Genomic DNA, 26,026 nt, shown 5'->3' on the forward strand with positions numbered 1-26,026 from the left:
AGTGAGATGCACAATGGGCAGCGGCGATTAACCGATGATTAACCGTGCCTGCCTTGTGGCAATGGCGCTTGCGGCATAATGTCCGCTTAATCGGCTAACGGCTTAATCACCTTTTTTCTACGGGGCTCACCATGCACGTACTGGTTTGCGAAGACGATGAGCTGATCGCCAGTGGCATCGTTGCCGGGCTTACCGCCCAGGGCTTGACCGTGGAGCACGTCGCCACGGCATCGGCAGCCCGCGCAATGCTCAAGGTCGCGGAGTTCGACGTCATGGTGCTGGACCTCGGCCTGCCCGATGAAGATGGCCTCAAGCTGTTGCAGCAGTTGCGCCACCATGGCCTGGAAATCCCGGTGCTGATCCTCACCGCCCGGGATTCGGTCACCGACCGGGTCGACGGCCTGCAAGCCGGCGCCGACGACTACCTGCTCAAACCGTTCGACCTGCGCGAACTTGCCGCGCGCCTGCACACCTTGCTGCGACGAGTGGCGGGGCGCAGTGTCAACCTGATCGAGCACGGTCGTTTGACCTACGATCCGAGCAGCCGCGAAACCCTGCTCGGCGGCCAATCGGTGGATTTGTCGCGCCGTGAGCAATCGTTGTTGCAAGCCTTGCTGCATAACCGTGGCCGGGTACTGTCCACCGAGCAACTGAAAGACAGCGTCTACGGTTTCAACGACGAACTGGAAAGCAACGCCCTTAACGTCCATATCCATCACCTGCGGCGTAAACTCGGCAACGGCATCGTCGAAACCGTACGCGGCCTGGGTTATCGCCTGGGGCCGGCCGATGGCGGAGAGCAATCGAAGTGATGAGCCTGCGTTTGCGCCTGAGCCTGACCCTCGGCGCCGCGTTTGCGCTGATCTGGGCCCTGGCCGCCGCCTGGATGCTCAGTGATCTGCGTAATCAGATGATGTTTTCCCTCGACCAGCGGCTGGTGGCCTCGGCGCGGATGGTCGCTGGCCTGATGGAGCAATTGCCGGCGTTGCCAAGCAAGGGCGAGGGTACCGATTTCAGCGCCGAACAATTGAACATCCCTGGCGGCATGGCCTGTCAGGTCAGCTCGTTGCGCGGCGAGATTCTGGCTCGCAGTCACAGCAATCCCGAGCAAGCGCTGGAAGCCGAGAAAATGGGCTTCCGCGATCAGATGATCGACGGCGCCTCGTGGCGCAGCTTCACCCTGGCGCGGGGCGATGTGCGTATTACCACCGCCGACCGGCAGATCGAGCGCGAAGCGCTGAACATGTCTATCCTGCTGGCGGCTTCGGTGCCGGTCGGCGTGGCGCTGCTCGGTTGCCTGTGCCTGTTGTGGCTCGGCATCGGCCAGGGGCTGGCACCGCTCAATCGTATGCGCGATGCGTTGATGCGCCGCAGCGCCGATTCTCTGGAACCGTTGCAGATCCAGCCGCTGCCCAGCGAATTGCAACCGCTGCTGGAAACCCAGAATCAGCTGTTCCTGCGCATTGGCAAGACCATCGAACGCGAACGGCGCCTGACCGGTGATGCCGCGCACGAGTTGCGCAGCCCGTTGACTGCCATCAAAACCCATCTGCAAGTGGCGCGCATGACCGAAGGCAGCGCTCGGGATCAGTCACTGGCACGGGCCGAAGAGGGCGCCGACCGTCTGCACCGCACCCTTGAACAATTGCTGCTGCTGGCACGCGTCGAGGGCAGTCTGTCGTTCGATGATGGTGTGCAATGCAGCGCCGAACAGGTGGCGAAACTGGCGATTCAGGATGCGGCCAGCGGTGATCGTCAGCGGATCAGGTTTCAGTTGCCGGCCACAGTCTCCGATGCGCCACTGCATATGCCCTCGGTGTTATCGATTGCTGCGTTGCGCAACTTGCTCGACAACGCCCTGCGTCATACCCCAGGCGATGGGGCGGTGGAGCTGAGCCTGGAAACCACCGACAATCGCGTGCGCTTTTTGGTCCGCGACCACGGCCCGGGGATTGCCGAAGACGACTTGCAATACCTGACCCAACGCTTCTGGCGCAACGGCCAGAGCACCGGTTGCGGCCTCGGCCTGGCGATTGTCCAGGCCATCGTCCAGCGCTGCGGCTGCACCCTGCATTTCGACAGCCGGCCGGATGGCTTGCGGGTTGAATTGACGATGCCGTTGCAGCCGGTGTGATGGTTTGGGAGCGGGCTGTCAGTCACATCATTGTTGAATGTGTCGCCACCATCGCGAGCAGGCTCGCTCCCACATTTTGATCGGGGTAGCCATAGGTTCCGTGATCAACACAAAACCACTGTGGGAGCGAGCCTGCTCGCGATAGTGGCGACTCGGTTTCCCAGATAAACCAAGACAGTTGCTCCCACATTTGTTCTGTGTCGCACACCAAATGTAACGGCTCTCCATTAGCCACCCGGCCCCCCACAGCGTTATCGTCCCTGGCAGCTTTGACTCAATGGATTGAGGTAACAGCGCCATGGATGCATCGATACACATCTGCAAGGCAACGTCTGCCGACGCCGGCATCATCAGCCGGATCGTCGAGCGCTCCATTCGCGTCGGCTGCGCGCTCGACCACCGCAACGATCCGCAAACCGTCGCCACCTGGACCCACAACAAAACCATCGAACACATACAGCCCTGGCTGGCTGACCCGCGGTTGTACCTGAACATCGCCCTGTTGCAGGACAAACCGATCGGCGTCGCCATGGCGGCGATCAGCGGCAAGGTCGCGTTTTGTTACGTGCAGCCGGAATGGTTTCGACGAGGCGCCGGGCAAGCGCTGGTGCTCGATCTCGAGGCTTGGTTGATCGCGCGCGGTTTACCTCAGGCGCGGCTCAACAGCACCCGAACCGGTGAGGCGTTTTACCACCGTCTGGGTTATCGGGCTTGTGCTGAAACCTTCACCGTGGCGGGACTCCACGCCATTCCCATGCATAAGGCGCTGTCGTCACCTTCATAGAAAGCGGTGCGAGGGCCTAAATCCCTGCGGTCCTGATGCGTTTCCAGAACAGGAAAACCTGCAAGTGCGCCCCGTGACCGGAACGCGCACCTGCCCGGTGTGCAGTTTTGGTCACTATCAGCAGCGTATTGAGGGGTCGAGAGATGTCAGTCGCTACCAGCCTTATCGAAGATCAGCCGGCCCGGATCGTCCCGACGCCTGCCGAGACGCTTTATCAGTTTATCGAATCGCCATTGCTGGCCCGTCAGAGCCAGCAGGAATCGAACGCCCGCAGCTACCCGAGGCGTATTCCCCTGGCACTCAAGCGCGCCAAGGGCATTTATGTCGAGGACGTCGAAGGCCGCAGTTTCATCGATTGCCTGGCCGGTGCGGGGACTCTGGCCCTGGGGCACAACCATCCAGTGGTGATCGAAGCGATCCAGCAAGTGCTGACCGATGAACTGCCGCTGCACACACTCGACCTGACCACGCCGGTGAAGGATCAGTTTGTTCAGGACCTGTTCGGTCTGTTGCCACAGGCATTGGCCGCTGAAGCGAAGATCCAGTTCTGTGGCCCGACCGGCACCGACGCCGTGGAAGCCGCGCTGAAACTGGTGCGTACCGCCACCGGGCGCAGCACCGTGCTGTCGTTCCAGGGCGGTTATCACGGCATGAGCCAGGGCGCGCTGAGCCTGATGGGCAGTCTGGGGCCGAAAAAGCCGTTGGGTGCCTTGCTCAGCAGTGGCGTGCAATTCATGCCGTATCCCTACGATTATCGTTGCCCGTTCGGGCTCGGCGGCGCGCAGGGGGTGCAGGTCAACCTGAATTACCTGGAAAACCTGCTGAACGATCCAGAGGCCGGCGTGCAACTGCCCGCTGCCGTGATCGTCGAAGCGGTGCAGGGCGAGGGCGGGGTGATTCCTGCCGATCTTCACTGGTTGCGTGGTTTGCGGCGTATCACCGAGAAGGCCGGCGTAGCGCTGATCGTCGATGAAATCCAGAGCGGTTTTGCCCGTACCGGCAAGATGTTCGCCTTCGAGCACGCCGGGATCATTCCGGACGTGTTGGTCATGTCCAAGGCCATCGGCGGCAGCCTGCCACTGGCGGTGGTGGTCTATCGCGACTGGCTCGACACCTGGCTGCCAGGTGCCCATGCCGGGACCTTCCGTGGTAATCAAATGGCCATGGCCGCAGGCTCTGCGGTGATGCGCTACCTGACCGAGCACAAGGTTTGTGAGCACGCTGCTGCCATGGGCGAGCGCTTGGGTGAGCACTTGCGCATCCTGCAACGGGACTTCCCGCAACTGGGCGACATTCGCGGACGCGGCTTGATGCTGGGCGTTGAACTGGTCGACCCGACTGGTGCGCCGGATGCACAAGGCCATCCACCGATATTCGCTCGCCTGGCGCCGCTGGTGCAACGCGAGTGCCTCAAGCGTGGGTTGATCCTCGAACTGGGCGGGCGTCATGGCGGTGTCGTGCGTTTCCTGCCGCCGCTGGTGATCACGGCCGCAGAAATCGATCGCGTGGCCGAGATTTTCGGCAGGGCCATGGCCGCCGCCACTGCCAGCCTCTAAATTTTTCGGCGCCTCGAACGTTCCTTCTACATAACGGCTGCACACGTCGTGCAGCCCACCCCTACTGCGATGGAGAAACAGCATGACGTCAGTATTCGACCGCGAGGACATCCTCTTTCAGGTCGTGGTCAACCACGAAGAGCAATACTCGATCTGGCCCGACTACAAGGCCGTGCCGCAAGGCTGGCGTACCGTAGGCAAGAGCGGCCTGAAAAAGGAATGCCTGGCCTACATCGAAGAAGTCTGGACCGACATGCGTCCGCTGAGCCTGCGCCAGAAAATGGAAGAGCAGGCGGCCGTGGCTCACTGAGCTGTCAAGTGAGACGCGGAGCGTCTCTGGCTGCATTCCCACGCAGAGCGTGGGAACGAAAAGCCCGCTGAACCGGTGACGGTCAGCGGGCTTTTTTCAGGGCTGGAATTTGTGTTGCCTGCCATGCCTCTTTCGCGAGCAGGCTCGCTCCCACAGTGGATTTGTGTCGATCACAGACTCTGTGATCGCCGCCGATCAAATGTGGGAGCGAGCCTGCTCGCGATGAACGATTACACGGTTCAACTGACGTTACACCCCGCTCAACCCCTTGATCACCTGATCCACATTCCCTTCCAATTCGGCCACCGGGTCCGCCGCATCCACACTCAACACCACCAACCGACTGCCAGCCTGCGAGATCACCGCTTTCACCGCATCCGACGGCTGTCGATGATGCAACACCACCGCCACGTCATGGTCCTTGAGCATCGCACCCAATTGCTTCAGGGCTTCGGGTGTCCACTCGGCATCCGGCCGTGCATCAAGGCCGATCAGCTCCAGGTTGAGGCCGCCGATCAGGTAGCCGAAATGATCGCTCAGGCTCATCACACTCAGGTTGTCGGCATTGGCCAGCCGTGACTCACTGTCGGCGCTGAGCTTGAGCAGGCGCTGTTTGAGCGCTGCCAGGTTGGCGTCGATCGTCGGTTTGGCCGCTGGCGCCAGGCGCACCAGGTCCGCCGCCATGACATCCGCCATTCGCCCCATGTTGTTGCTGGAAAGCCACGGCTGGCTGTTCAAACCATCGACCTTGCTGCCGGGCTGCACGGCGATGCCGGGCAGGGCGCCGTCCACCGGACGGGCGGCGTCGACTTCGACGATACGGATATTGCTGCGCCGGGATATCGGGTACAGCGGGTCATCCGCCCACAGCGAGCGCAGGCCAATCACTGCATCGGCGTCGGTCGCCAGTTTGGCCAGCGCCGGAGCGCCACGGCCAGTGAAATAGGCGGTCTGCCGGCTGCCCGGCAGATTGTCCGGCGCGGCCCGTTCCAGTTTGACCTCGGTACCTTTGAGCAACACTTCGCCCAGACCATAGGTGATCGGCAAGGACGCCAGTACGCGCAACGGTTTGGCGCTGTCCGCCGCAAAGCAAGTATTGGCCAGACCGCACAGGGGCAATGTGAAGGTCAGTGCCAGGGTCAGTTGACGCAGAGAAAAAGACATTTATCCGAGGTTCCCTTTCAGACTTGGGACGATGCCGCGAGCAATCGCGGCCAGGGCGAAGGCGATACCGGCCACCAGAATGATCGCGGCGCCGGACGGGATAGGCAGGTCAAAGACAATCGGTGCGAGAATTCCACACAGTGTGCTCACTGTGGCAATCAGCACCGAACACCAGAAGAACCCCTTCAGCGACTGACTGAGCAATCGCGCGGCCGCCGCTGGAATCACCAACAGGGCGCCGACCAGAATCGCGCCGATGACTTTCACCGCCGCCACGGTGATCAGGGTCACCAGGATCACGAACAGGTAATCCAGGGTCTTCACCGCCACACCGCGTACCGCCGCCAGTTGTGGGTTGAAGCTGGCGAGCATGATGCGGTTGTACAGCGGCAGGGCCAATGCCATCACCAGCGAGCCGACGATGGCCAGCACCAGCAGATCATTGCCGTTGACCGTCAGCACCGAACCGAACAGCACGTTTTCCAGAATGTGCACGTTGATCTTGCCCGCCAGAATCAACAACAGGCTGGCGCCCAAGGCCAACGACACAGAAAGGAACACGCCGATCAACGTATCCGGCGCCAGCCCTGTGCGGTTGCGTAAATAGTTGAGCAAGATGCCGAACAGCAGGCAGTAACCGAACAGGCTGCCATAAGGCCCGGTATAGGGTTCGCCGAGCAGAATGCCGATGGCCACGCCGGTCAGTGCCGCGTGCCCCACCGCTTCGGAGAAAAACGCGAAACGCTTGACCACCACCAGCGTGCCCAAACCGCCCAGCACCGGGCCGATCAGCAACCCGGCGAGCAGGGCGTTGACCACAAATCCATAGGCCAGCGCTTCCGGCAGATAACCCGACGAGGCCCAACTCTGGACCATCAAACGAAAGGCTTCGTAACTCATCAGGCAGCACTCCGGGGATGGGTCGAGAACAAGGTCAGCAGGCGCTCCGGGGTCAGCGCCTGTTTCGGCGTGGCATCGAACAGCACCCGGCGATTGAGCCCGGTGACCCGGTCCGCCAGACGCCCGACCGCTTCCAGATCATGCTCGATCCACAGCACGGTGATGCCGCTCTGGCGCCAGTCGTCCAGCAGCCGTTCGAACACTTGAATGCCGGCCTCATCGAGCGCCGACATCGGTTCGTCGAGCACCAGCAACTGTGGCGCCGGAATCAGCCCTTGGGCCAACAAAACCCGCTGGCGCTCACCGCCAGACAACGCGCCCATGCGCCGCTTGCGCTTGTCCTGCATGCCGACCCGTTCCAGCGCCTCGCCGACGGCCGTCGCGTAATGCTTGCTCAACCCGAGGAATGCCGGACGCCGCTGACACATGGCGGCCATGAAATCATCGACGGTCATCGGCAAACCGCGATCGAACTCCAGCGCCTGGGGCACGTAGCCGATGGTCCCCGGTTCACCGGGCCATCGCAGGCTCAGGCGACCCTGATGCGGCATTTGCCCGAGCAGGGTCTTGATCAGCGAACTCTTGCCGCCACCGTTGGGGCCGACCAGGGCATGCACGCTGCCGGGCCGGACCTGAAAGGTCACCTTGTCGAGGATCGTCGTGCGGCCCAGCGTCAGGCTGACCTCGGCGAAATCCAGCGTCGGCCCCGAAACCTGTGGGAGCGAGCCTGCTCGCGAATTCGGTGTGTCATTTAACGATGATGTTGACTGACTGGACGCTTTCGCGAGCAGGCTCGCTCCCACAGGGGATTCAGTAATGGTCTCTTTAGCCGTCATGCGCCTGACTCCTGAATCGCCCGAACCACGGTGTTGAGGTTGCCGGTCATTTCCTTTTCGTACTTGTCGGCGGTGTACTCGCCATAGGAAATGTGCGACAGCGGATACAGCTTCACCCCGGATTCACGCTGGATGGTCTCGACGTAAGTGGACGGGAAATCCATCTCCGAGAAGATCACTTTCACGTCCAGTTCCCGCAGTTGATCGATGGTCTTTTTCAGCTGGCTGGGGCTCGGTTCGATACCGTGGGCCGGCTCGACCACGGCGGTCACTTCCAGGCCGAACTCGCGCAGCAAATAGTCGTAGGCGGCATGGACCGTGGCCACGCGCAGCTCGGCGTTCGGCGCCTGGGTCAGTTTGGCCAGGGCGTCGGCGCGCATCTGCCGCAGGCGTTTGCCATAGGCGCGGGCGTTCTGGGTGTAGGTTTTGGCATTGGCCGGGTCGAGCTTGCCCAGTTCCCGGGCGATGTTGTTGACCTGGGCAATCGAGGCGCTGATCGACAGGAACGTGTGCGGATTGACGACCTTGCCGGCACCCCGGGCAGCGACGCCGGTGGCGGCGAGCAAGGGCACGTTTTCGTTGGCTTCGATGACCTTGATGTTCGGGGTTTCGCTGGCGGCGATCATGCGGTCGGCGAAGTCGTCATGCCCCACGCCATTGAGCACGATCACGTCCAGCCCGCTGATGCGTTTGATGTCCTCGGCTCGCGGCTCGTAGGCATGAGGATTGAAACCGGCCGGAATCAGCGGCACCACCTCGGCCTTGTCGCCGACGATGTTGGCTACGTAGCTGTAATAAGGGTGCAGGGTGATGCCGATGCGCAGGCGCTTGGCTTCATCGGCACTGGCCTGTGGTGTCAGCAAACAGGCAAACAGGCCGACCAGCAGCAGGTGCAAAAAAGGACGTTGAGATGAACTAGGCATGGGGAAGCGGTCTTCTCTCGGGTGAAGGCGGGGGTTCAATGCCGATGCTGGCGGGTAACGCCGGCATCGAATTGCGCGACGATCTGCTGCCAGCCGGCGCTTTCGAGCGCGGCGTCAGTCAGATCAGTCGGGGTAGTGAGGGCTTTGCCGCGATTGAGCCAGACGTCTGGAGCATCGTCGTCAGCGGTCAAACGCAACAAAAACGAGCCGGCCACGGTTGGAGTCTGGCTTTGGCCGAAGTAAGCCTTGGCGTCCAGTAACTGCCAGGCATGACCGCCACGGCTGACAGAGCTGGCATCCTGGGCAAACGGCGCGAAACCTTCATCGGCGAGCGTGGCGGGTCTGGGCAGCGCCTGCTGTTCCTGACGCAACAGATGGATTTCATCCAGCGTAACCCGCAGGTCGGCGTAGATGCCTTGCTCGGATGCGCTCAGGTCGCGACGGGCATCCAGTTGATGGCTGCCAACGCTGCTCACCTCCCGGGACTCGCCGCGCCAGGCGACCACCGAGCCGGCAACCGCCTGGATCATCAGGCACAACAGCATTACGTAGAGGGTTTCATGGCCGGCACCGGCCGGGCGAACAACTTGGGTGGTTGGTGTCGTCATGCTCAGGGCGCCTCGATGTCGGCTTGGTCGATCTCGACGACGTGGCCGGGACCGGCGTCGAACAGCACATAGAACTCGGCGCCGGGTTTCTTGAACGTCAGGGTCGAATCGGCACCGAGTTTGCCCGGCACCAGAATGGTTTCGTCGTAGCCGATCACATCCAGGGTCACGCCCGGCGCGCCGCTGCCGTCGGAGAAACCGCCAGTGCAACGGATCTGCTCGGCGTCGATGGCCTTGCATTCGCACATCGGGTTATGGGCCAGAACGCTGGTGCTGAAGGCGGCGCCGAGCACCAGTAAAACGAGGCGAAAAGCGTTGATCATGGTTTGCCACCTTGTGTGTTCAACCACGCGACGGTGGCCGGGGATGCCTGGCTCAGGGGGATGGACGCTTGGTGCATGGCGCCGTCCCAGCCTTCCATGGTGATCCACAGCTCAGCGTCGTTTTTGGTCTTTTCGGCTATCGGCAGCGCGGCGCCCATGCGGTACGGTGTGCCGAAGAAAATCACCCCGGCGGCGCGCAAGCTGCGCGGTTTGCCAATGCGCAGGTAAGTCGCCTTGACCTGATCGCGACAACTGTCGCAGAGCGCTGCGTTGAAGGACTTCAGGTAGCCGGCCGGGCCGTCGGATACGGGGGCTTCGCTGCGCAACTCGGCCAGGCGCAGGCTCCAGGGGCCGACCTGAACCTCACCGATGTCCCGCTCACCCAGGCCGGTGTCACCGCGAAGCAGTGCCGCGTCGGCGAAGTATTTGGGCATGAACCCCAGCGGCACCAGCAACAGCAGCACATTGATGTGGAAGCGCCAGGTGTGCCAGAAACGGCTTAGCGGCGAGCGCGGTTTTTCTGCTGCGACCTGGCTCATCGGCTGACCTGCGTGACTTCGCGGCCCATGGCCGGCTGACTGGCCACCGCAATCCGTGGACGCTTGTTGCTGCGCTTGAGGGCATTGGCCGTGGCCAGGGCGGTGCGTTTGGTCCAGATCAGCAGGCCGCTGAGGACCATCATGCTCAGGATCAAGCCGAAGAAGAACCAGATCAGTTTGATCCAGATGCCGCCGAAATCGCCGGTGTGCAGTGGGCGCATGGATTCGGTCACCAGCTCCAGACCCGAACGGTCCGACAGCAGGCGCGTGGCGGAGATGTCACCGGTGTACGGGTTGACCTCGGCGCTCTGGTAGATCAACGGGTACCCGCTGCGTCCGCTCACCGAAAGGTGGCTATAGGCATTGGCGGGGAGGCTGACAGAGCTGTCTTCCAGACCGGGAATGCGTTCCTTGGCCTCGCGGATCGCGCTTTCCAGACTGATCATCGGCGCCGGTGCACCATCGACGGTGAGCGGCACGCTCTCACGCGGGACGACGGGCGCGACCGGTGCGGTAGAAATCGAAATATGGTTATCGAACAGGATCGCCTCAATCATGAACCAGGTGCTGGTGACGGAAATCACCGCAATGAACCAGATCGACCAGATGCCGCTGAGCCGGTGAAAGTCGCCCCAGAAAATCCGTGCGCCATGACGAATGCGCAGGGTCGGTCGCAGGAAGCCTTTCCAGAACCGTTTGTAGACCACAAGCCCGGTCACCAGCGAAGCCAGCATCGGCAGCCCGAGGAACGACACCAGATACCAGCCCCAGCTGTAGCCGTTGGTGAACGGCACCAGCCACCAGCCATGCAGTGCGCGAGTAAAGGCCTGAAAGTTGAATTGGGGAGCAGTGCCCTGAATCACCCCGCTGTAGGGGTTCACATAGACCGTCACCGAGCGCCCGTCCGGGTAACTGACCTTCACGTCCAGGGCGAAATGCGACTCGTCGGGGCGGTTGATACGCTCGACCAGCGTTTGGGGTTCGGCCTTTTTGATGGCGGCGATGATCTGGTCATAGCTGAGCAGCGGCGCGTCGTCCGAAGGCGGGCTGGCGCGCATTTGCGGGTTGGCCAGCCAGACGATTTCCTGACTGACCACCGCCAGGGTGCCGGTCACACAGACGATCAATACAAAAAACCAGATGGGCAGCGCCAGCCAGCTATGGACCAGAAACCAGAGTTTTGAGCGGGATTTCTTCGACATGATTAAAGGTCTTGTTTCGATGAGAGGACCGCTGCTGTGGGCTTCCCAGCGTTGCGGTCCACGAAAAGTCCGATCGTGGCTTTTGCCTACGCGACCGACTGCATCTAAATAAGACGTATGAGCATCGAAAATCCCGAAAGGGGATATGAAAGTAAATGTTTCGTGTTTCTGCCTGGCGTGGGAGGAGGCTTGTTTGCGAAAGCGGTCTGACAGTCAACATTGATGTTGAATGGGATGGCTCCTTCGCGAGCAAGCCCGAACACTCACTGAAAAACTTAACCCTGTTTAAACATCTCCTTGGCCCGCTGTTCGATCTGCTCCTGAGTCAAATCCTCCTTGCGCGTAGCCAGAAACCACAAATGCCCATAGGGATCCTTCAAGGTCCCCGAACGGTCGCCGTAAAACTGATCCTTGACCTCGGACACCACCGTGGCACCGGCATCGATTGCCTGTTTATAGGACTTGTCCACATCGTTCACATACAAATGCAGCCCCACGGACGGCGATGTGTCCGGGTTGCTCAATGGCCCCTGATCGCACGGTGTGCCCAGCATGATCGGGCAGTCGCCGATGCGCAGTTCGGCATGCCCGATGCCACCATCGGGCATGGCCAGGCGCATGACTTCGGTGGCGCCAAAGGCCTTTTTGTAGAAGTCGATGGCTTCGGCAGCTTTCTGAATGCCCAGGTAAGGGGTGATGCTGTGATAACCCTCTGGAATGGGTTTGACGCTCATGACGGCTCTCCTTTTTATTGTGGGGGGTAAGGTGTTCCTTCGCCGATTTCCGATCGAACAACTATAGGTCAACCCCTCCCCCGCAACCGGGTGCCCGACGAGCAGTAGCGCTACAAAGCGCCGGGATTCTGAAACCTCATTGGCTGACAGGACGCCTTCGCGAGCAAGCCCGCTTGCACTGCACGCTGATCGGCTAGATCGACAACTGCATCAAACGCTCGCCCTGCAGGTTTTCCGTGGGGCGGCGTTTGTTCACCGCCAGTTCGCCGATCTTGATCAGCCGTGTGCGGGTCACATTGCGGCTCAACCCCAGCAGGGCAGCGGTGTGCACCTGGTTGTAGTGGCTGAAGCGATAGGCCGCCCGTAACAACGCATCTTCGACTTTCTCGTGCAGCGCGCCGGCCTGTTCCTCGAAGAGCTTTTGAAAGGCCCGATCGAGCAAGGCTTCCGGTGAGTCGTCGACGCTGGCGTGGTGGTCGTCCTGACGTTCGATGCGCATGTTCGACAGGCGCAGGTCATCGCGCTCGATCACACCGTTGCGGCAGATCAGCAGGGTGTGATGAATGACGTTTTCCAGTTCGCGGATGTTGCCCGGCCAGCTGTAACTGCGCAGTTTGTGTTCGGCTTCCTTGCTGATGGTGATGCTGCCGTAACCCAGGCGCTGGCTGTAGGCTTCGATGAAATGCCGGGTCAGCGGCAGGATGTCGCCGGGGCGCTCGCGCAACGGGCTCAGTTCCAGACTGACCACGTCGAGGCGGTAATACAGATCTTCGCGAAAGTGCCCGGCGTTGATGGCTTTTTCCAGTTGCACATTGGTCGCCGCCAGTACCCGCACATCGATGGGAATGCTCTTGCGCGAACCCAGTCGCACCACTTCGCGCTCCTGTAGCACCCGCAGCAACTTCACTTGAATCGCCATCGGCAGATCGCCGATTTCGTCGAGGAACAAAGTGCCGCCATCGGCCTCTTCGAACCAGCCGGCCTTGGCGCTCAATGCCCCGGTGAAGGCGCCTTTCTCATGGCCGAACAGCTCCGCCTCCACCAGCGATTCGGAGAACGCGCCGCAGTTCACCGCCACGAACGGCCGGTTGCGGCGGGCGCTGAGGTTGTGGATATGCCGCGCCACCAGCTCCTTGCCGGTGCCGGTTTCGCCGATGATCAGCACGCTGGCTTCACTTGGCGCGACCTGCTGCAAGTGCGCGAGCAGGGCTTGGGATTTCGGGTCTTCGAACACCTGCGCCGTGGCGCGGATCGAGGTGGCCAGGGCGGGCGAGGGCGGTAAGGTCAGCAGTTGCATGGGGCAGGCTCCATGAGTTGAAAGCTATGAATAGAAGGTCGGCGTCGGCAGGGACTGGTTCAGTGCCCAGTCACCCAGTTCATGGAGTTTGTAATCCAGCGGATCGTGCAGGGTTTGCGTGCGCAGGTTGCGCCAGTGACGGTCCAGTCGCAGTGAGGCATGCGTCGAGCGGGCGCCGGTCACTTCGAACAAGCGGCTGCACAGCTCCAGACCGTTGCGGGTCGCGGCAACCTTGGCGGTTGCGATGGCGGTGGCCAGATGTCCGCGTTCCTCGGCGCTGAGGTTAGGGCCCTTGGCCCAGGCCTTGTCGAGCAATTCGGCGGCCCGTGCCACCAGCAGCCGAACGCCTTCCAGAGCCACCCAGAATTCGCCGTAATGGCCGAGCACATAAGGATCCTGACGCACATCCGGAGCGCTGGATTTGTGCCACGGACGGGTTTCGGTGAGGGTGTATTGCCGCGCCTCTTCAAAGGCACCTTCGGCGATGCCGAGGAACATATGGGTGAACGTGAGCTGGGCGATCAATGGGCGCAAGCAGGCAAACGGCGTGCTCAACGGGCCGGGGTCTAGCAGCAGTTCCGACTCTTCGACCCGCACCCGTTCGAACGTGGCGCTGCCGCTGTCGGTCTGACGCTGACCCATGTTGTTCCAGTCGTTGTGCAGCGTGATGCCGCTGCGCCCGCTGGGAATCGCGGCGATCAACAGCTTGCCGCCGGCACGCTCGTCGACGGCCGAGGCGATCAGCATTTCCGAGTCGCTGGCGCCGGAGCAGAAACTTTTCTTGCCGGAAAACTCGCGCCAGCCACCGAGATTTTTTACCACGGTGCGGGTATCCAGCGGGTTAAGCGCGTTGCCCCAGAACCAGTTCTTGCGCGCCGTCTGTTCAAACCACGGCTGCCACTGCTCGGGCCGGGCGAACAGGCGCACGGTGGCGAGCATCAGGTGATGAAAGCCGAAGACATGGGCGATCGAACTGTCGACCTTGGCGAACTCGCGCACGATGGTCAGGGTTTCGCTCCAGCTGGCGCCAAGGCCGCCGTATTGGGTGGGAATGCTTAATGCGAGCAGGCCGCTGTGGCGCAAGGCGTCACGTTCGGCTTTTGGCGTTCCGCCGCGTTCATCGCGCTCGACAGCAGTCAGGGCAAACTCGCCAGCCAGTTGGCGGGCGGTCTGCAAAGGGGGCAACAGGGCGCTTAGCGGCTTGGCAGTCACACGGGGTTCCTCATGGAGTTCGGCGCAATCCCCTGTGGGAGCGGGCCGTGGCTTTGGCGGGCAGCACATCATTGGCGATCATTTCGCCAAACGGCCCGGTAAGGTTGGTGACGCCTCGTCCGGCCAGGCTGGCATACGGCTCGGGCAGCAGCGGAAACACCAGTTCGGCAAAGCGATAAGCCTCTTCAAGATGCGGGTAGCCGGAGAAGATGAAACTGTCGATCCCCAGGTCCGCGTATTCCTTGATCCGTGTGGCGACTTGCTGCGGATCGCCCACCAATGCCGTCCCGGCACCGCCACGCACCAGACCGACGCCGGCCCAGAGGTTGGGGGCGATTTCCAGGTTGTCGCGACGGCCGTCATGCAGCGCGGCCATGCGCCGCTGGCCTTCGGAGTCGAAGCGTGAGAACGATTTCTGCGCCGCCGCGATGGTCTCGTCGCTGATGTGCTCGATGAGTTTACCGGCGGCTTTCCAGGCCTCTTCGGCGGTTTCGCGGACGATCACGTGCAAGCGAATCCCGAACTTCACCGTACGACCGTTGCGCGCCGCGCGCTCACGCACGTCGGCGAGCTTTTCAGCCACGGCGGCGGGTGGTTCGCCCCACGTCAGGTAGACGTCGACCTGTTCGGCAGCCAGGTCATGAGCCGCCTCGGACGAACCACCGAAATACAGCGGCGGATAAGGTTTCTGCACCGGTGGATACAGGGCCTTGGCATTCTGCACCCGCAGGTGTTTGCCTTCGAAATCCACCGCTTCGCCTTGCAGCACGCCACGCCAGATCTTCAGGAATTCGTCGGTGACTTCGTAGCGTTCGCTGTGATCGAGAAAACTGCCGTCGCCACGGTTTTCATCCGGATCGCCGCCGGTCACCACATTGATCAGCAAGCGGCCGTTGGACAGGCGATCCAGGGTCGCGGCCATCCGCGCCGAGACCGTCGGCGAGATGATCCCCGGACGGATCGCGACCAGATACCGCAGGCGTTCAGTCAACGGCACCAGGGCCGAGGCGATCACCCACGAGTCCTCGCAGGAGCGTCCGGTGGGAATCAGCACACCGTGGTAGCCGAGACTGTCGGCGGCCTGAGCGACTTGTTTCAGGTAGTTGAGCGTCACCGGGCGCGCGCCTTGAGTGGTGCCCAGGTAATGGCCGTCGCCGTGGGTCGGCAGAAACCAGAAAACATCCATGAAGAGATCCTTAGGCGATTTTCAGCAGATTTTTTGGGTGTACGCCGAACAACGGCGCCGCGCGTTCTGCAGCAAGACGAATGCGGGCCTTCAAGGGCTCACTGGTTATTTGGTAATTGGAGAAGTCGGCTTCGGTGGCGTACACGCCAATCGGCAGGGTCAGGGCCTGGAAGAAGCTGAACAGCGGCCGCAACTGATGATCGAGCACCAGCGCGTGACGTTCGCTGCCACCGGTGGCGGCCAGCAGCACCGGGGTGTCGATCAGCGCGTTGAGGTCGATCAGGTCAAACAGATGCTTGAGCAGGCCCGGGTAGGAACCGCGATAAACCGGCGCGGCGACGATCAGCAGATCGGCGCTTTCGATGGCTTGCAACTCGTCCTCGATGTCGACGCTCAGTTCCTGCCGGGACAACGCCGCGCCCAGTGGTCGGGCGATATCGCCCAGTTCGATCAGCTTGCTTTCGATCGGCAACTGCCCGGCCAGCTCGGCCAACAGCGCCTGGGTCAGCACCAAAGTGCGGGACGGACGCCAGGTACCGCCGGAGAGGGCAACGACTTTCAATGGACGCGACATGATCAGTTCCTTTTTCAACAGTTGCTCAGCGAGCAGTGAGTAGTCACCAGCGTTGAGCAAGAGCTGTACCAATCCTTCGGAGCCCCGGTTTACGTGGCTTTCAGCGCGTTTGTTGGCAGGCGCTGTTCGATTTGACGAGGTGTTTGTTGATTGCCTGTTGCCAGGCAAACAGTTGCGTAGGCAACAGTGCGCGAAGCGATGGAGTTGTTTATAAAGACTCTCTGTTATTCCGTAAAAGACCGTAAATTAATATTTATAGGTTGTTTGGGTATATGAGACTTACTGTAGGAGCTGCCGAAGGCTGCGATCCTTTGATCCGATACCCACTATCGAGAGCATTGATTTCTGCCCTTCAGGGCACGCGGGTAGCCTGTGTTCATTGCCCCGAACCAGATATCCGGACGCCCGAAATGAAACCTCTACTCGCCACTTTCTTGTTACTCGCCGTTTCCGTTCTGGCCGGATGTGCCAGCCATGTCTCACCGGAACTGCGGCCCTACACCGCTGAAGAAACCCGGGAGCTGGCGCTGGAGGCCCTGAATCGTCGCGGTTTGTCCTTTGATGAGTACCACGCGAAGAAAGCCGAATTGCTCGGCCAGCCGGCAAAATCGTTCAGTTTCGACAAACAAGGGGAGATGAACGCCGAACGCGCAGTACAGCTGCATGCTCGCCCAAGCTGAGCAGCGACTGTACCGCTAGAACTTTCACGCAACTGTCCGTGGGTTTCCCTCAAGGCGTGCGATAGGGTCAACACCTGACTGGCCCTGATGGACTGCCTCCATGACACTCTCGCTCGATCTGCTGCTGGGCTTTGCCCTGTTTGCCCTTGTCACCTCGATCACCCCCGGCCCCAACAACACCCTGCTGCTGGCCTCGGGCGTGAATTTCGGCTTTAACCGCACCATTCCCCATATGCTGGGCATCACCTGCGGCTTCTTCGTGCTGGTGGTCGCCGTCGGCTTCGGCCTGGGCGCGGTGTTTCAAACCTATCCAGTGCTTTACACCGTATTGCGCTATGTCGGCGCGGCGTATTTGCTGTATCTGGCCTGGAAGATTGCTCACTCCGGGCCGGTAGCCGAGGGTGAACAGGGCGAGGGCAAGCCGATCAGCTATTTGGGCGCGGCTGCGTTTCAATGGGTCAATCCCAAGGCCTGGATCATGGCCATCGGTGCCATCAGCACCTACACGCCGATGCAGGGCTATTTCACCAATGTGATTGTGATTGCCGCGGTCTTTGCTCTGATCAACCTGCCAAGCGTCGGTGTATGGGCCGGTTGCGGCACGTTGTTGCGCAATGTGCTGCGCGATCGCCGCTGGTTGCGGCTGTTCAATTGGGGCATGGCCTTGCTGCTGGTGGCTTCGTTGTATCCGTTGTTGCTCGAAAGTTTTAGCTGATGCATTGCTTCAACCGGTTGCCCGATGCCTGTTAAGCTCGACTGCAGGAGCGTTCCAACGCACTTTTAAATGAAGTTGTTCTTCTTTAACGGCCTCCGATCAGGTATTGCTGTCGTTCTGAAAGTTCGGCGTCGCTCATGAGGCGGCGCTTTGACATTTCCAGTAACGAGCCTTCTGATCCTGGAACACGCTCTGCGAGTCTTTTATGAATAAACGTCCGTTGTATTTCGACTACGCCGCCACCACGCCGGTGGATGAGCGGGTCATCAAGGTCATGGTCGAGTGTCTGGGGTTCGCGGGTAACTTCGGTAATCCAGCGTCCAGCTCCCACGCCTTCGGCCAACAGGCCCGGCAATCGGTCGAGCAGGCACGGCGCCAGGTCGCCGAACTGGTGGGCGCCCAGGCGGAGCAGATCGTCTGGACCTCCGGTGCCACCGAATCCAACAACCTTGCCCTTAAGGGCGTGGCCCAGGCCCGCGGTGTGTCCGGCGGCCACATCATCACCAGCCAGATCGAACACAAGGCCATTCTCGACACGGCAAAACAGTTGCAGGACGCGGGCATAGCCGTGACGTATCTGGTGCCCGATGCCGAAGGCCTGATTACCCCGCAAGCGGTCAGCGAAGCGATGCGTGAGGACACTTTTCTGGTGTCGCTGATGCTGGTCAACAACGAACTGGGCACCGTCAACGACATCCCGGCCATCGGCCAGGTGGTGCGTGATCGTGATGCGTTGTTCCACGTCGATGCGGCGCAGGGCGCGGGCAAAGTGGCAATCGATCTGGCCCGGTGGCCGGTGGATTTGATGTCGTTCTCGGCACACAAGGTCTACGGTCCCAAAGGCGTTGGCGCGTTGTATGTCGGGCCTCGTGCGCAACAACGTTTGCAGGCGCAGATCCACGGTGGCGGTCACGAGGGCGGGTTGCGTTCCGGCACCCTGGCGACGCACCAGATCGCGGCCATGGGCGTGGCCTTCGCGTTGGCGGCCGCGTCGTTCGATGAGGAAAAAGCCACCATCGTCCACCTGCGCGAACGCCTGCTGGAGCAACTGTTGAGCATTCCCGGCATTCGCCTTAATGGCAGCCCGACCCAGCGCATTCCCCATACCCTGAGCCTGACCTTCAACGAAGGTGAGTTCAATTTCGCGGCGTTGAGCGCTTCGATTGCGTTTTCCGCGACGTCGGCCTGCAACTCCGCCAGCAATGCGCCATCCCATGTGCTGCTGGCGTTGGGGCATAACGCCCGCTCGGCCGGTCGCACCATTCGTTTGAGCCTGGGGCGTTTCACCACCGAGCAGGATATCGACCTGGCGGCACAACTGATTAAAGCGGCAGCCGCCAGTGCTCCGGCATTCTGGGCGACGGGTCCTTAAGCGTCGACACTGATCGGCACCGAACAATAATGATGAAGTGGTTAGCAGGAGACACGATGAGTACGCAGCCTTTGACCAATGGGTCGGTGCCCCGGCACCTGGCGCAAACCCGCGCGGTGATGAGCCGGGAGGGCATTCATGCTCTATTGGTGCCGTCGGCCGACCCGCACCTGTCGGAATACCTGCCGGGCTATTGGCAAGGGCGCCAGTGGCTGTCGGGTTTCCATGGCTCGGTCGGCACCCTGATTGTCACGCCGGACTTTGCCGGCGTCTGGGCCGACAGCCGCTATTGGGAACAAGCGAGCAAGGAACTCAAGGGCAGCGGCATCGAACTGGTCAAGCTGCAACCGGGCCAACCCGGCCCGCTCGATTGGCTGGCCGAGCAAACCCCTGAAGGTGGTGTCGTCGCAGTCGATGGCGCAGTGATGGCCGTGGCCGCGGCGCGTACCCTGAGCAGCAAACTTGAAGAACGTGGTGCATGCCTGCGCACTGACATCGACGTGCTGAGCGAAGTCTGGAGTGATCGTCCGAGCCTGCCGAACGAGCCGATTTATCAACATTTACCGCCTCAGGCGACCGTCAGCCGTGGCGAAAAAATCACCCAGTTGCGAGACGTGTTGAAAGAGCGCGGTGCCGACTGGCATTTCATTGCCACCCTCGATGACATCGCCTGGCTGTTCAACCTGCGCGGCGGCGATGTGTCGTTCAACCCGGTGTTCGTGTCCTTCGCCCTGATCAGTCAGCAGCAGGCCACCTTGTTCGTGGCCCTGAGCAAAGTGAGCGCCGAGCTGCGCGTCATTCTCGAACAGGACGGCGTGACCCTGCGCGATTACAGCGAAGTCGCGGCCGCCTTGCGCGCCGTGCCGAGTGGCGCGAGCCTGCAAGTCGATCCGGCGCGGGTCACGGCCGGTTTGCTGGATAACCTGAACAGTGGTGTGAAACTGCTCGAAGGCTTGAACCCGACCACCCTGGCCAAGTCGAAGAAGAGCCTGGCCGATGCCGAGCACATTCGCCGGGCCATGGAGCAGGATGGTGCCGCACTGTGCGAATTCTTCGCTTGGCTGGACGCAGCATTGGGGCGTGAGCGCGTCACCGAACTGACCATCGACGAACAGCTGACCGCAGCCCGCATGCGCCGCCCGGATTATGTGTCGCTGAGTTTCAACACCATTGCCGCCTTCAACGCCAACGGTGCGATGCCGCACTACCACGCCACCGAAGAAGAACACACGGTGATCGAGGGTGACGGTCTGTTGCTGATCGACTCCGGCGGCCAATACCTGGGCGGCACCACCGACATCACGCGAATGGTGCCGGTGGGTACGCCGACTGACGAGCAGAAGCGCGATTGCACTCGGGTGCTCAAAGGTGTGATTGCACTCTCTCGTGCGCAATTCCCGAAAGGCATTCTGTCGCCGTTGCTGGATTCTATTGCCCGCGCGCCGATCTGGGCCGAAAGCGTCGACTACGGTCATGGCACCGGTCACGGCGTCGGCTATTTCCTCAACGTCCACGAAGGCCCGCAAGTCATCGCCTACCAGGCTGCTGCGGCACCGCAAACCGCGATGCAGCCGGGCATGATCACGTCCATCGAACCGGGCACTTACCGTCCGGGCCGCTGGGGTGTGCGAATTGAGAACCTGGTATTGAACCGCGAAGCGGGCAAGAGCGAATTCGGTGAATTCCTGAAATTCGAAACCCTGACTTTGTGCCCGATCGACACCCGCTGCCTGGAACCGTCGCTGCTGACCGAAGACGAAAAACAGTGGTTCAACGCCTATCACGCCGAGGTGCGCGAGCGTTTGAGTCCGTTGCTCGATGGCACGGCCCTTGAGTGGTTGGACGCCCGGACTGCGGCTATTTGAGTGGCTTGAGTCCAGGCGCTGTTTCCGGCGTCTGGCTCATCTCCAGCTATTGCGCACGCAGGGCTTCAAGGACGAAGTCCAGCCGATCCTGACCGAAGAACATCTGACCACCGACAAACATGCTCGGCGCGCCGAATACACCGCGTTGTACCGCGTTCTCGGTATTTTCCTTGAGCGTGGCTTTGACGTCCTCATCGGCGGTCAGCGCCAGCACCTCATTCGGATCGAAACCGTTTTGCGTCAGCACGGCGGCAACGGTCGCTGGGTCATCGAGGCTGCGTCCTTCCACCCACAGGGCGTGAAACAGGCAATCGATAAACGCCTGAAAGCGCTCGGGATGACGCAGTTGCATGCCCGTGACGGCGCGCATCAGCATCAGGGTATTGATGGGGAAGTGCGGGTTGAACTTCAGCGACACACCGTAGCGTTTGGCATAGCGGTCCAGGTCCTGAAACATGTAGCGACCCTTGGCCGGTATGGTCACGGGGGAAGCATTGCCGGTGGCTTTGAAGACGCCGCCCAGTAGCATCGGTTTGTAGATCAGCCGACTATCGGTCTGCTCGCAGATCTTCGGCAGTTGGGTATAAGCCAGGTAGGTGGCGGGGCTGCCAAGGTCGAAAAAGAACTCCACGGTTTTGCTCATGGTCGATGCGCTCTTCTTATGGTTGTGGGGAAGGGCTTACCAGTGTTCATTCCAGGGGCGCAGATCCAGTTCGAAGGTCCAGGCGTCCCGTGGCTGGCTGTGCAGGTACCAATAGTTGTCGGCGATGTGTTCGGGATTGAGGATGCCGTCCTGATCTTTGGTCGCGTACTTTTCTGGAAAACTGTCGCGAATAAAGTCGGTGTCGATGGCGCCATCGACTACGACATGGGCGACATGGATGTTCATCGGTCCCAATTCGCGGGCCATGCTTTGGGCCAGGGCGCGAATCCCGTGCTTGGCGCCGGCGAAGGCTGCGAAACCCGCAGCGCCGCGCAAGCCGGCAGTGGCCCCGGTGAACAGAATCGTGCCCCGTTGACGGGGGACCATGCGCCTGGCTACTTCACGAGCGTTGAGAAACCCTGAGAAACAGGCCATTTCCCAGATCTTGAAATACTTGCGGGCGGTTTCTTCGAGAATGCTGCACGGGACATTGGCGCCGATATTGAAGACGAACGCCTCGATGGGGCCGATCCCGGTTTCGATCTGCTCGATGAGCGCAATCACGTCCTCTTCCTTGCGCGCATCGCAGGCAAAGCCGTGAGCCTCGCCGCCACTCGCCGTGATGGCATCTACCAATGGCTGGAGTTTGTCTGCGCTGCGACGCGTGACGCAGGCGACGAAACCTTCCTGGGCAAAACGTTTGGCAATGGCGCCGCCGGTGGCATCGCCTGCACCGACGACCAGAACGATTTTCTTGTTATTGATAGCGGTGGTCATGGATGTCGCCCTTTGCTGAACGGTCATTGACTGACGAACGTTAGCAGCATCCGGGCGAAGCGCCTATCGGGCTACGCAAACCCGATAGAAGGGGGAAGGTTACTTGCAAATGACGATCATGCTGCGGCTGGTATAACCGGCCGGGTTGAGGCCGAACGGATAGTCACCGGGTTCTTCCACGGTGTCCCCTGACTTGGCGATCACCTTGTAACCTTTGGGTGCGCACGAGTTGGCGGCGCTGCTGTAGCACTTGTCCCACGAGGACGACAGCCCAGAACAGTTGATATGCAGCCCTTTCTTACCGTGTTTGATCTGGGTTTTCGAGGTCGCCGCGCAGCCCGCAACGGCCAGTACGGCGATCAGTATCAAAATTCGTTTCATTGCTGTCCTTATAGAGGCCCCGGATCTTGCGCCCGGGTCTGCCTGCGTTCGCTTTTGCTTGAAGCGTTCTGATATCCCTATCTGAAAAAATCCATGTCTGACACTGAGTTACGTGGCCTAAACATGGCCTAATTGAGCGGCAAATACCAGACCTTCGTCAAATCTCGTCTCAATCCGCTGCGACCGCAGGTTTGGCGGCACTCCCCATGGTCATGGTCGCGCCGACGGAAGCCAGAATGATGCACAGGATAGCCATCCACTGTGACAGGGAGAGGTATTCATGGAGGAACAACAGACCGGACAATGCGCCGAACGCAGGCTCGATGCTCATCAATGTGCCGAAGGTCCGGGCGGGCATCCGTGTGAGGGCGACCATTTCCAGGGTGTAGGGCAGGGCGGTGGACAGAATGGCGACCCCGATGGCTATGGGAATCAACGAGGGTGTCAGCAGCGCAGCGCCAGCATGGACGATGCCGATGGGGGCTACGAACAGTGCGGCAATCATCACGCCCAATGCGGCGGTTTGCACGCCATTGTCGGCACCGGCCTTCTGGCCGAACAGAATGTACAACGCCCAGCAGGCACCAGCGCCAAGGGCATAACCTGCGCCAACCAGATCAATACCTGCACTCGTGGCGCCAGTCGGAATCAACAGCAGTAAACCCACGGCCGCCAGAGCGATCCACAGAAAGTCGATCGCCCGGCGTGAGGCATAAATAGCGACCGCCAATGGGCCGGTGAACTCCAGGGCTACCGCAATACCCAGAGGGACAGTGCGCAAGGACATATAGAAGAGGAAGTTCATGCCGCCCAGCGCCATCCCGTAGACGATAACGGTGCGCAGGGATTTTGCGGTGAGCTTCGCTCGCCATGGTCGCAATAGCAGCAGCATGATCACGCTGGCGAAGATCAGCCGCAGGGTGGTTGTCCCTTGAGCACCGATAACCGGGAACATGCTTTTGGCCAGAGAGGCTCCGGACTGGATCGATGCCATGGCTATTAAGAGCAGGCCAACCGAGAACAGAGTCGAGGCGAGGCTGCGGGGGTGGTCATTCATTGCGTGGCATCGTCCGAAGTAGGAGGCGAGAGTATTGTTTTACGTGTTGGGCAATATACTGCGCATTCGTTGCGGGCGCGTCTATATATAAGCAGGGATTTTGAACATCCTGATAGAAAAGCGTAATTAACGGTTGACGGCAGATTCTGGACGTCTATAATTCGCCCCACTTCCGGCGCAGTCGAAACGGAAAACTCCTTGGTAAACAATGAGTTACGCAGTTTTCGGCAGCGGTTACGCTTCAGTTCATCGAGGCCAGAAGGAGTTGGTAAGGCAGTGTGTTGTCGCCTTATTGACGGTTCGATCTTCTCGGTCGAAAGCGGAGAAAAACAGGTGTTGACAGCAGCGACTAACGCTGTAGAATTCGCCTCCCGCTAACGAGAGATCGGAAGCGCAAGTGGTTGAAGTTGCAAAGGAAACTTTGAAAGCTTCTGAAAATAACCGCTTGACAGCAACAGAGGCTGCTGTAGAATGCGCGCCTCGGTTGAGACGAAAGATCTTAACCAATCGCTCTTTAACAACTGAATCAAGCAATTCGTGTGGGTGCTTGTGGAGTCAGACTGATAGTCAACAAGATTATCAGCATCACAAGTTACTCCGCGAGAAATCAAAGATGTAACCAACGATTGCTGAGCCAAGTTTAGGGTTTCTTAAAAACCCAAAGATGTTTGAACTGAAGAGTTTGATCATGGCTCAGATTGAACGCTGGCGGCAGGCCTAACACATGCAAGTCGAGCGGCAGCACGGGTACTTGTACCTGGTGGCGAGCGGCGGACGGGTGAGTAATGCCTAGGAATCTGCCTGGTAGTGGGGGATAACGCTCGGAAACGGACGCTAATACCGCATACGTCCTACGGGAGAAAGCAGGGGACCTTCGGGCCTTGCGCTATCAGATGAGCCTAGGTCGGATTAGCTAGTTGGTGAGGTAATGGCTCACCAAGGCGACGATCCGTAACTGGTCTGAGAGGATGATCAGTCACACTGGAACTGAGACACGGTCCAGACTCCTACGGGAGGCAGCAGTGGGGAATATTGGACAATGGGCGAAAGCCTGATCCAGCCATGCCGCGTGTGTGAAGAAGGTCTTCGGATTGTAAAGCACTTTAAGTTGGGAGGAAGGGCAGTTACCTAATACGTAATTGTTTTGACGTTACCGACAGAATAAGCACCGGCTAACTCTGTGCCAGCAGCCGCGGTAATACAGAGGGTGCAAGCGTTAATCGGAATTACTGGGCGTAAAGCGCGCGTAGGTGGTTCGTTAAGTTGGATGTGAAATCCCCGGGCTCAACCTGGGAACTGCATTCAAAACTGTCGAGCTAGAGTATGGTAGAGGGTGGTGGAATTTCCTGTGTAGCGGTGAAATGCGTAGATATAGGAAGGAACACCAGTGGCGAAGGCGACCACCTGGACTGATACTGACACTGAGGTGCGAAAGCGTGGGGAGCAAACAGGATTAGATACCCTGGTAGTCCACGCCGTAAACGATGTCAACTAGCCGTTGGGAGCCTTGAGCTCTTAGTGGCGCAGCTAACGCATTAAGTTGACCGCCTGGGGAGTACGGCCGCAAGGTTAAAACTCAAATGAATTGACGGGGGCCCGCACAAGCGGTGGAGCATGTGGTTTAATTCGAAGCAACGCGAAGAACCTTACCAGGCCTTGACATCCAATGAACTTTCCAGAGATGGATTGGTGCCTTCGGGAACATTGAGACAGGTGCTGCATGGCTGTCGTCAGCTCGTGTCGTGAGATGTTGGGTTAAGTCCCGTAACGAGCGCAACCCTTGTCCTTAGTTACCAGCACGTAATGGTGGGCACTCTAAGGAGACTGCCGGTGACAAACCGGAGGAAGGTGGGGATGACGTCAAGTCATCATGGCCCTTACGGCCTGGGCTACACACGTGCTACAATGGTCGGTACAGAGGGTTGCCAAGCCGCGAGGTGGAGCTAATCCCATAAAACCGATCGTAGTCCGGATCGCAGTCTGCAACTCGACTGCGTGAAGTCGGAATCGCTAGTAATCGCGAATCAGAATGTCGCGGTGAATACGTTCCCGGGCCTTGTACACACCGCCCGTCACACCATGGGAGTGGGTTGCACCAGAAGTAGCTAGTCTAACCTTCGGGAGGACGGTTACCACGGTGTGATTCATGACTGGGGTGAAGTCGTAACAAGGTAGCCGTAGGGGAACCTGCGGCTGGATCACCTCCTTAATCGACGACATCAGCTGCTCCATAAGTTCCCACACGAATTGCTTG

General features: G+C 60.2%; 26 protein-coding genes and 1 rRNA gene. 10 read left to right on the top strand and 17 right to left on the bottom strand.

The genetic code is table 11. From position 1 onward, the window contains the following. Positions 1 to 131 precede the first annotated feature (131 nt). The 5 genes from QMK51_RS09355 (at position 132) to QMK51_RS09375 (ending at position 4,784) form a co-directional block, all read left to right on the top strand. Positions 132 to 812 carry a response regulator gene (locus QMK51_RS09355; protein ID WP_038982275.1) on the top strand — a complete coding sequence of 227 codons (681 nt, stop codon included), beginning with the start codon at positions 132 to 134 and terminating at the stop codon, positions 810 to 812. Beyond that, positions 809 to 2,134 (top strand): ATP-binding protein, encoded by a 1,326-nt coding sequence (locus QMK51_RS09360; protein ID WP_320393834.1) that lies wholly within the window; start codon positions 809 to 811, stop codon positions 2,132 to 2,134. The genes QMK51_RS09355 and QMK51_RS09360 overlap by 4 nt, the downstream gene beginning before the upstream one ends. A gap of 298 nt (positions 2,135 to 2,432) precedes the next feature. Further along, positions 2,433 to 2,918 carry a GNAT family N-acetyltransferase gene (locus QMK51_RS09365; RefSeq protein WP_320393835.1) on the top strand — a complete coding sequence of 162 codons (486 nt, stop codon included), beginning with the start codon at positions 2,433 to 2,435 and terminating at the stop codon, positions 2,916 to 2,918. A gap of 143 nt (positions 2,919 to 3,061) precedes the next feature. Continuing rightward, entirely contained in the window at positions 3,062 to 4,474 is a 1,413-nt protein-coding gene (locus tag QMK51_RS09370) for an aspartate aminotransferase family protein (protein WP_320393836.1), read from the top strand. Positions 4,475 to 4,556: 82 nt separating this feature from the next. Beyond that, positions 4,557 to 4,784, top strand: a complete 228-nt coding sequence (locus tag QMK51_RS09375; protein ID WP_007934245.1) for an MbtH family protein — start codon at positions 4,557 to 4,559, stop codon at positions 4,782 to 4,784. A gap of 249 nt (positions 4,785 to 5,033) precedes the next feature. Here QMK51_RS09375 and QMK51_RS09380 read toward each other — a convergent pair whose 3' ends face one another. The 13 genes from QMK51_RS09380 to msuE form a co-directional block, all read right to left on the bottom strand. Next, positions 5,034 to 5,948, bottom strand: coding sequence for a metal ABC transporter substrate-binding protein (locus tag QMK51_RS09380; RefSeq protein ID WP_320393837.1), 915 nt, complete (start codon positions 5,946 to 5,948; stop codon positions 5,034 to 5,036). Beyond that, positions 5,949 to 6,848, bottom strand: a complete 900-nt coding sequence (locus tag QMK51_RS09385) for a metal ABC transporter permease (protein WP_320393838.1) — start codon at positions 6,846 to 6,848, stop codon at positions 5,949 to 5,951. After that, positions 6,848 to 7,684, bottom strand: coding sequence for a metal ABC transporter ATP-binding protein (locus QMK51_RS09390; protein WP_320393839.1), 837 nt, complete (start codon positions 7,682 to 7,684; stop codon positions 6,848 to 6,850). The genes QMK51_RS09385 and QMK51_RS09390 overlap by 1 nt, the downstream gene beginning before the upstream one ends. Further along, positions 7,681 to 8,607 carry a metal ABC transporter substrate-binding protein gene (locus QMK51_RS09395; protein WP_320393840.1) on the bottom strand — a complete coding sequence of 309 codons (927 nt, stop codon included), beginning with the start codon at positions 8,605 to 8,607 and terminating at the stop codon, positions 7,681 to 7,683. Before QMK51_RS09395 ends, QMK51_RS09390 begins: the two co-directional genes overlap by 4 nt. A 35-nt stretch (positions 8,608 to 8,642) precedes the next feature. Next, entirely contained in the window at positions 8,643 to 9,215 is a 573-nt protein-coding gene (locus QMK51_RS09400) for a DUF6162 family protein (protein ID WP_320393841.1), read from the bottom strand. A gap of 2 nt (positions 9,216 to 9,217) precedes the next feature. Beyond that, a complete protein-coding gene (locus QMK51_RS09405; protein ID WP_320393842.1) occupies positions 9,218 to 9,538 on the bottom strand; it encodes a hypothetical protein in 321 nt (106 codons plus the stop codon). Further along, positions 9,535 to 10,077, bottom strand: a complete 543-nt coding sequence (locus tag QMK51_RS09410) for a thiamine pyrophosphate-binding protein (protein ID WP_320393843.1) — start codon at positions 10,075 to 10,077, stop codon at positions 9,535 to 9,537. Before QMK51_RS09410 ends, QMK51_RS09405 begins: the two co-directional genes overlap by 4 nt. Next, positions 10,074 to 11,279 carry a PepSY-associated TM helix domain-containing protein gene (locus tag QMK51_RS09415; protein WP_258699868.1) on the bottom strand — a complete coding sequence of 402 codons (1,206 nt, stop codon included), beginning with the start codon at positions 11,277 to 11,279 and terminating at the stop codon, positions 10,074 to 10,076. Before QMK51_RS09415 ends, QMK51_RS09410 begins: the two co-directional genes overlap by 4 nt. 275 nt (positions 11,280 to 11,554) lie before the next feature. After that, positions 11,555 to 12,013, bottom strand: coding sequence for a VOC family protein (locus tag QMK51_RS09420; RefSeq protein WP_320393844.1), 459 nt, complete (start codon positions 12,011 to 12,013; stop codon positions 11,555 to 11,557). Between the two features lie 193 nt (positions 12,014 to 12,206). Continuing rightward, a complete protein-coding gene (locus tag QMK51_RS09425; protein WP_007934229.1) occupies positions 12,207 to 13,310 on the bottom strand; it encodes a sigma-54 interaction domain-containing protein in 1,104 nt (367 codons plus the stop codon). A 24-nt stretch (positions 13,311 to 13,334) separates the two neighbouring features. Beyond that, a complete protein-coding gene (locus tag QMK51_RS09430; protein ID WP_320393845.1) occupies positions 13,335 to 14,522 on the bottom strand; it encodes an acyl-CoA dehydrogenase family protein in 1,188 nt (395 codons plus the stop codon). A gap of 10 nt (positions 14,523 to 14,532) precedes the next feature. Continuing rightward, positions 14,533 to 15,708 (bottom strand): FMNH2-dependent alkanesulfonate monooxygenase, encoded by a 1,176-nt coding sequence (gene ssuD, locus QMK51_RS09435; protein ID WP_320393846.1) that lies wholly within the window; start codon positions 15,706 to 15,708, stop codon positions 14,533 to 14,535. Positions 15,709 to 15,718: 10 nt separating this feature from the next. Then, positions 15,719 to 16,282: an FMN reductase gene (msuE, locus tag QMK51_RS09440; protein WP_320393847.1), complete on the bottom strand. Its 564-nt coding sequence runs from the start codon at positions 16,280 to 16,282 to the stop codon at positions 15,719 to 15,721. A gap of 410 nt (positions 16,283 to 16,692) precedes the next feature. Between msuE and QMK51_RS09445 the strand changes: the two genes are divergently transcribed. The 4 genes from QMK51_RS09445 to QMK51_RS09460 all read left to right on the top strand — a co-directional run bounded on the left by QMK51_RS09445 (position 16,693) and on the right by QMK51_RS09460 (position 20,914). After that, a complete protein-coding gene (locus QMK51_RS09445) occupies positions 16,693 to 16,962 on the top strand; it encodes a hypothetical protein (protein ID WP_320393848.1) in 270 nt (89 codons plus the stop codon). Positions 16,963 to 17,062: 100 nt separating this feature from the next. Then, positions 17,063 to 17,677 (top strand): LysE family translocator, encoded by a 615-nt coding sequence (locus QMK51_RS09450; RefSeq protein WP_258699874.1) that lies wholly within the window; start codon positions 17,063 to 17,065, stop codon positions 17,675 to 17,677. A gap of 205 nt (positions 17,678 to 17,882) precedes the next feature. After that, positions 17,883 to 19,049, top strand: a complete 1,167-nt coding sequence (locus tag QMK51_RS09455; protein ID WP_320393849.1) for a cysteine desulfurase family protein — start codon at positions 17,883 to 17,885, stop codon at positions 19,047 to 19,049. A gap of 56 nt (positions 19,050 to 19,105) precedes the next feature. Next, positions 19,106 to 20,914, top strand: a complete 1,809-nt coding sequence (locus tag QMK51_RS09460) for an aminopeptidase P family protein (RefSeq protein ID WP_320393850.1) — start codon at positions 19,106 to 19,108, stop codon at positions 20,912 to 20,914. A gap of 46 nt (positions 20,915 to 20,960) precedes the next feature. Here QMK51_RS09460 and QMK51_RS09465 read toward each other — a convergent pair whose 3' ends face one another. From QMK51_RS09465 to rhtA, 4 genes are all read right to left on the bottom strand, one after another. Continuing rightward, complete coding sequence (locus tag QMK51_RS09465) at positions 20,961 to 21,557, bottom strand: 2-hydroxychromene-2-carboxylate isomerase (RefSeq protein WP_258699877.1); 597 nt, start codon at positions 21,555 to 21,557, stop codon at positions 20,961 to 20,963. A 36-nt stretch (positions 21,558 to 21,593) separates the two neighbouring features. Further along, a complete protein-coding gene (locus QMK51_RS09470; protein ID WP_320393851.1) occupies positions 21,594 to 22,334 on the bottom strand; it encodes an SDR family oxidoreductase in 741 nt (246 codons plus the stop codon). Between the two features lie 99 nt (positions 22,335 to 22,433). Beyond that, on the bottom strand, positions 22,434 to 22,715 hold the full coding sequence (locus QMK51_RS09475; protein WP_320393852.1) for a hypothetical protein: 282 nt from the start codon (positions 22,713 to 22,715) through the stop codon (positions 22,434 to 22,436). A gap of 169 nt (positions 22,716 to 22,884) precedes the next feature. Further along, positions 22,885 to 23,772, bottom strand: a complete 888-nt coding sequence (rhtA, locus tag QMK51_RS09480) for a threonine/homoserine exporter RhtA (protein ID WP_258699880.1) — start codon at positions 23,770 to 23,772, stop codon at positions 22,885 to 22,887. A 670-nt stretch (positions 23,773 to 24,442) separates the two neighbouring features. Between rhtA and QMK51_RS09485 the strand changes: the two genes are divergently transcribed. Further along, positions 24,443 to 25,981: ribosomal RNA gene (locus QMK51_RS09485) — 16S ribosomal RNA — on the top strand. Positions 25,982 to 26,026 lie beyond the last annotated feature (45 nt).

The sequence above is a fragment of the Pseudomonas sp. P9_31 genome, assembly GCF_034008235.1.
Classification (GTDB): Bacteria; Pseudomonadota; Gammaproteobacteria; order Pseudomonadales; family Pseudomonadaceae; genus Aquipseudomonas.

Excerpts from the sequence above, each read along its gene's own strand:
- QMK51_RS09420 (WP_320393844.1), bottom strand. The coding sequence starts at position 12,013 with ATGAGCGTCAAACCCATTCCAGAGGGTTATCACAGCATCACCCCTTAC.
- QMK51_RS09410 (WP_320393843.1), bottom strand. The coding sequence starts at position 10,077 with ATGAGCCAGGTCGCAGCAGAAAAACCGCGCTCGCCGCTAAGCCGTTTC.
- QMK51_RS09355 (WP_038982275.1), top strand. The coding sequence starts at position 132 with ATGCACGTACTGGTTTGCGAAGACGATGAGCTGATCGCCAGTGGCATC.
- ssuD (WP_320393846.1), bottom strand. The coding sequence starts at position 15,708 with ATGGATGTTTTCTGGTTTCTGCCGACCCACGGCGACGGCCATTACCTG.
- QMK51_RS09385 (WP_320393838.1), bottom strand. The coding sequence starts at position 6,848 with ATGAGTTACGAAGCCTTTCGTTTGATGGTCCAGAGTTGGGCCTCGTCG.
- QMK51_RS09400 (WP_320393841.1), bottom strand. The coding sequence starts at position 9,215 with ATGACGACACCAACCACCCAAGTTGTTCGCCCGGCCGGTGCCGGCCAT.
- QMK51_RS09405 (WP_320393842.1), bottom strand. The coding sequence starts at position 9,538 with ATGATCAACGCTTTTCGCCTCGTTTTACTGGTGCTCGGCGCCGCCTTC.
- QMK51_RS09460 (WP_320393850.1), top strand. The coding sequence starts at position 19,106 with ATGAGTACGCAGCCTTTGACCAATGGGTCGGTGCCCCGGCACCTGGCG.
- msuE (WP_320393847.1), bottom strand. The coding sequence starts at position 16,282 with ATGTCGCGTCCATTGAAAGTCGTTGCCCTCTCCGGCGGTACCTGGCGT.
- QMK51_RS09375 (WP_007934245.1), top strand. The coding sequence starts at position 4,557 with ATGACGTCAGTATTCGACCGCGAGGACATCCTCTTTCAGGTCGTGGTC.
- QMK51_RS09415 (WP_258699868.1), bottom strand. The coding sequence starts at position 11,279 with ATGTCGAAGAAATCCCGCTCAAAACTCTGGTTTCTGGTCCATAGCTGG.
- QMK51_RS09445 (WP_320393848.1), top strand. The coding sequence starts at position 16,693 with ATGAAACCTCTACTCGCCACTTTCTTGTTACTCGCCGTTTCCGTTCTG.
- QMK51_RS09465 (WP_258699877.1), bottom strand. The coding sequence starts at position 21,557 with ATGAGCAAAACCGTGGAGTTCTTTTTCGACCTTGGCAGCCCCGCCACC.
- QMK51_RS09475 (WP_320393852.1), bottom strand. The coding sequence starts at position 22,715 with ATGAAACGAATTTTGATACTGATCGCCGTACTGGCCGTTGCGGGCTGC.
- QMK51_RS09450 (WP_258699874.1), top strand. The coding sequence starts at position 17,063 with ATGACACTCTCGCTCGATCTGCTGCTGGGCTTTGCCCTGTTTGCCCTT.
- QMK51_RS09455 (WP_320393849.1), top strand. The coding sequence starts at position 17,883 with ATGAATAAACGTCCGTTGTATTTCGACTACGCCGCCACCACGCCGGTG.
- QMK51_RS09470 (WP_320393851.1), bottom strand. The coding sequence starts at position 22,334 with ATGACCACCGCTATCAATAACAAGAAAATCGTTCTGGTCGTCGGTGCA.
- QMK51_RS09390 (WP_320393839.1), bottom strand. The coding sequence starts at position 7,684 with ATGACGGCTAAAGAGACCATTACTGAATCCCCTGTGGGAGCGAGCCTG.
- QMK51_RS09425 (WP_007934229.1), bottom strand. The coding sequence starts at position 13,310 with ATGCAACTGCTGACCTTACCGCCCTCGCCCGCCCTGGCCACCTCGATC.
- rhtA (WP_258699880.1), bottom strand. The coding sequence starts at position 23,772 with ATGAATGACCACCCCCGCAGCCTCGCCTCGACTCTGTTCTCGGTTGGC.
- QMK51_RS09365 (WP_320393835.1), top strand. The coding sequence starts at position 2,433 with ATGGATGCATCGATACACATCTGCAAGGCAACGTCTGCCGACGCCGGC.
- QMK51_RS09380 (WP_320393837.1), bottom strand. The coding sequence starts at position 5,948 with ATGTCTTTTTCTCTGCGTCAACTGACCCTGGCACTGACCTTCACATTG.
- QMK51_RS09370 (WP_320393836.1), top strand. The coding sequence starts at position 3,062 with ATGTCAGTCGCTACCAGCCTTATCGAAGATCAGCCGGCCCGGATCGTC.
- QMK51_RS09395 (WP_320393840.1), bottom strand. The coding sequence starts at position 8,607 with ATGCCTAGTTCATCTCAACGTCCTTTTTTGCACCTGCTGCTGGTCGGC.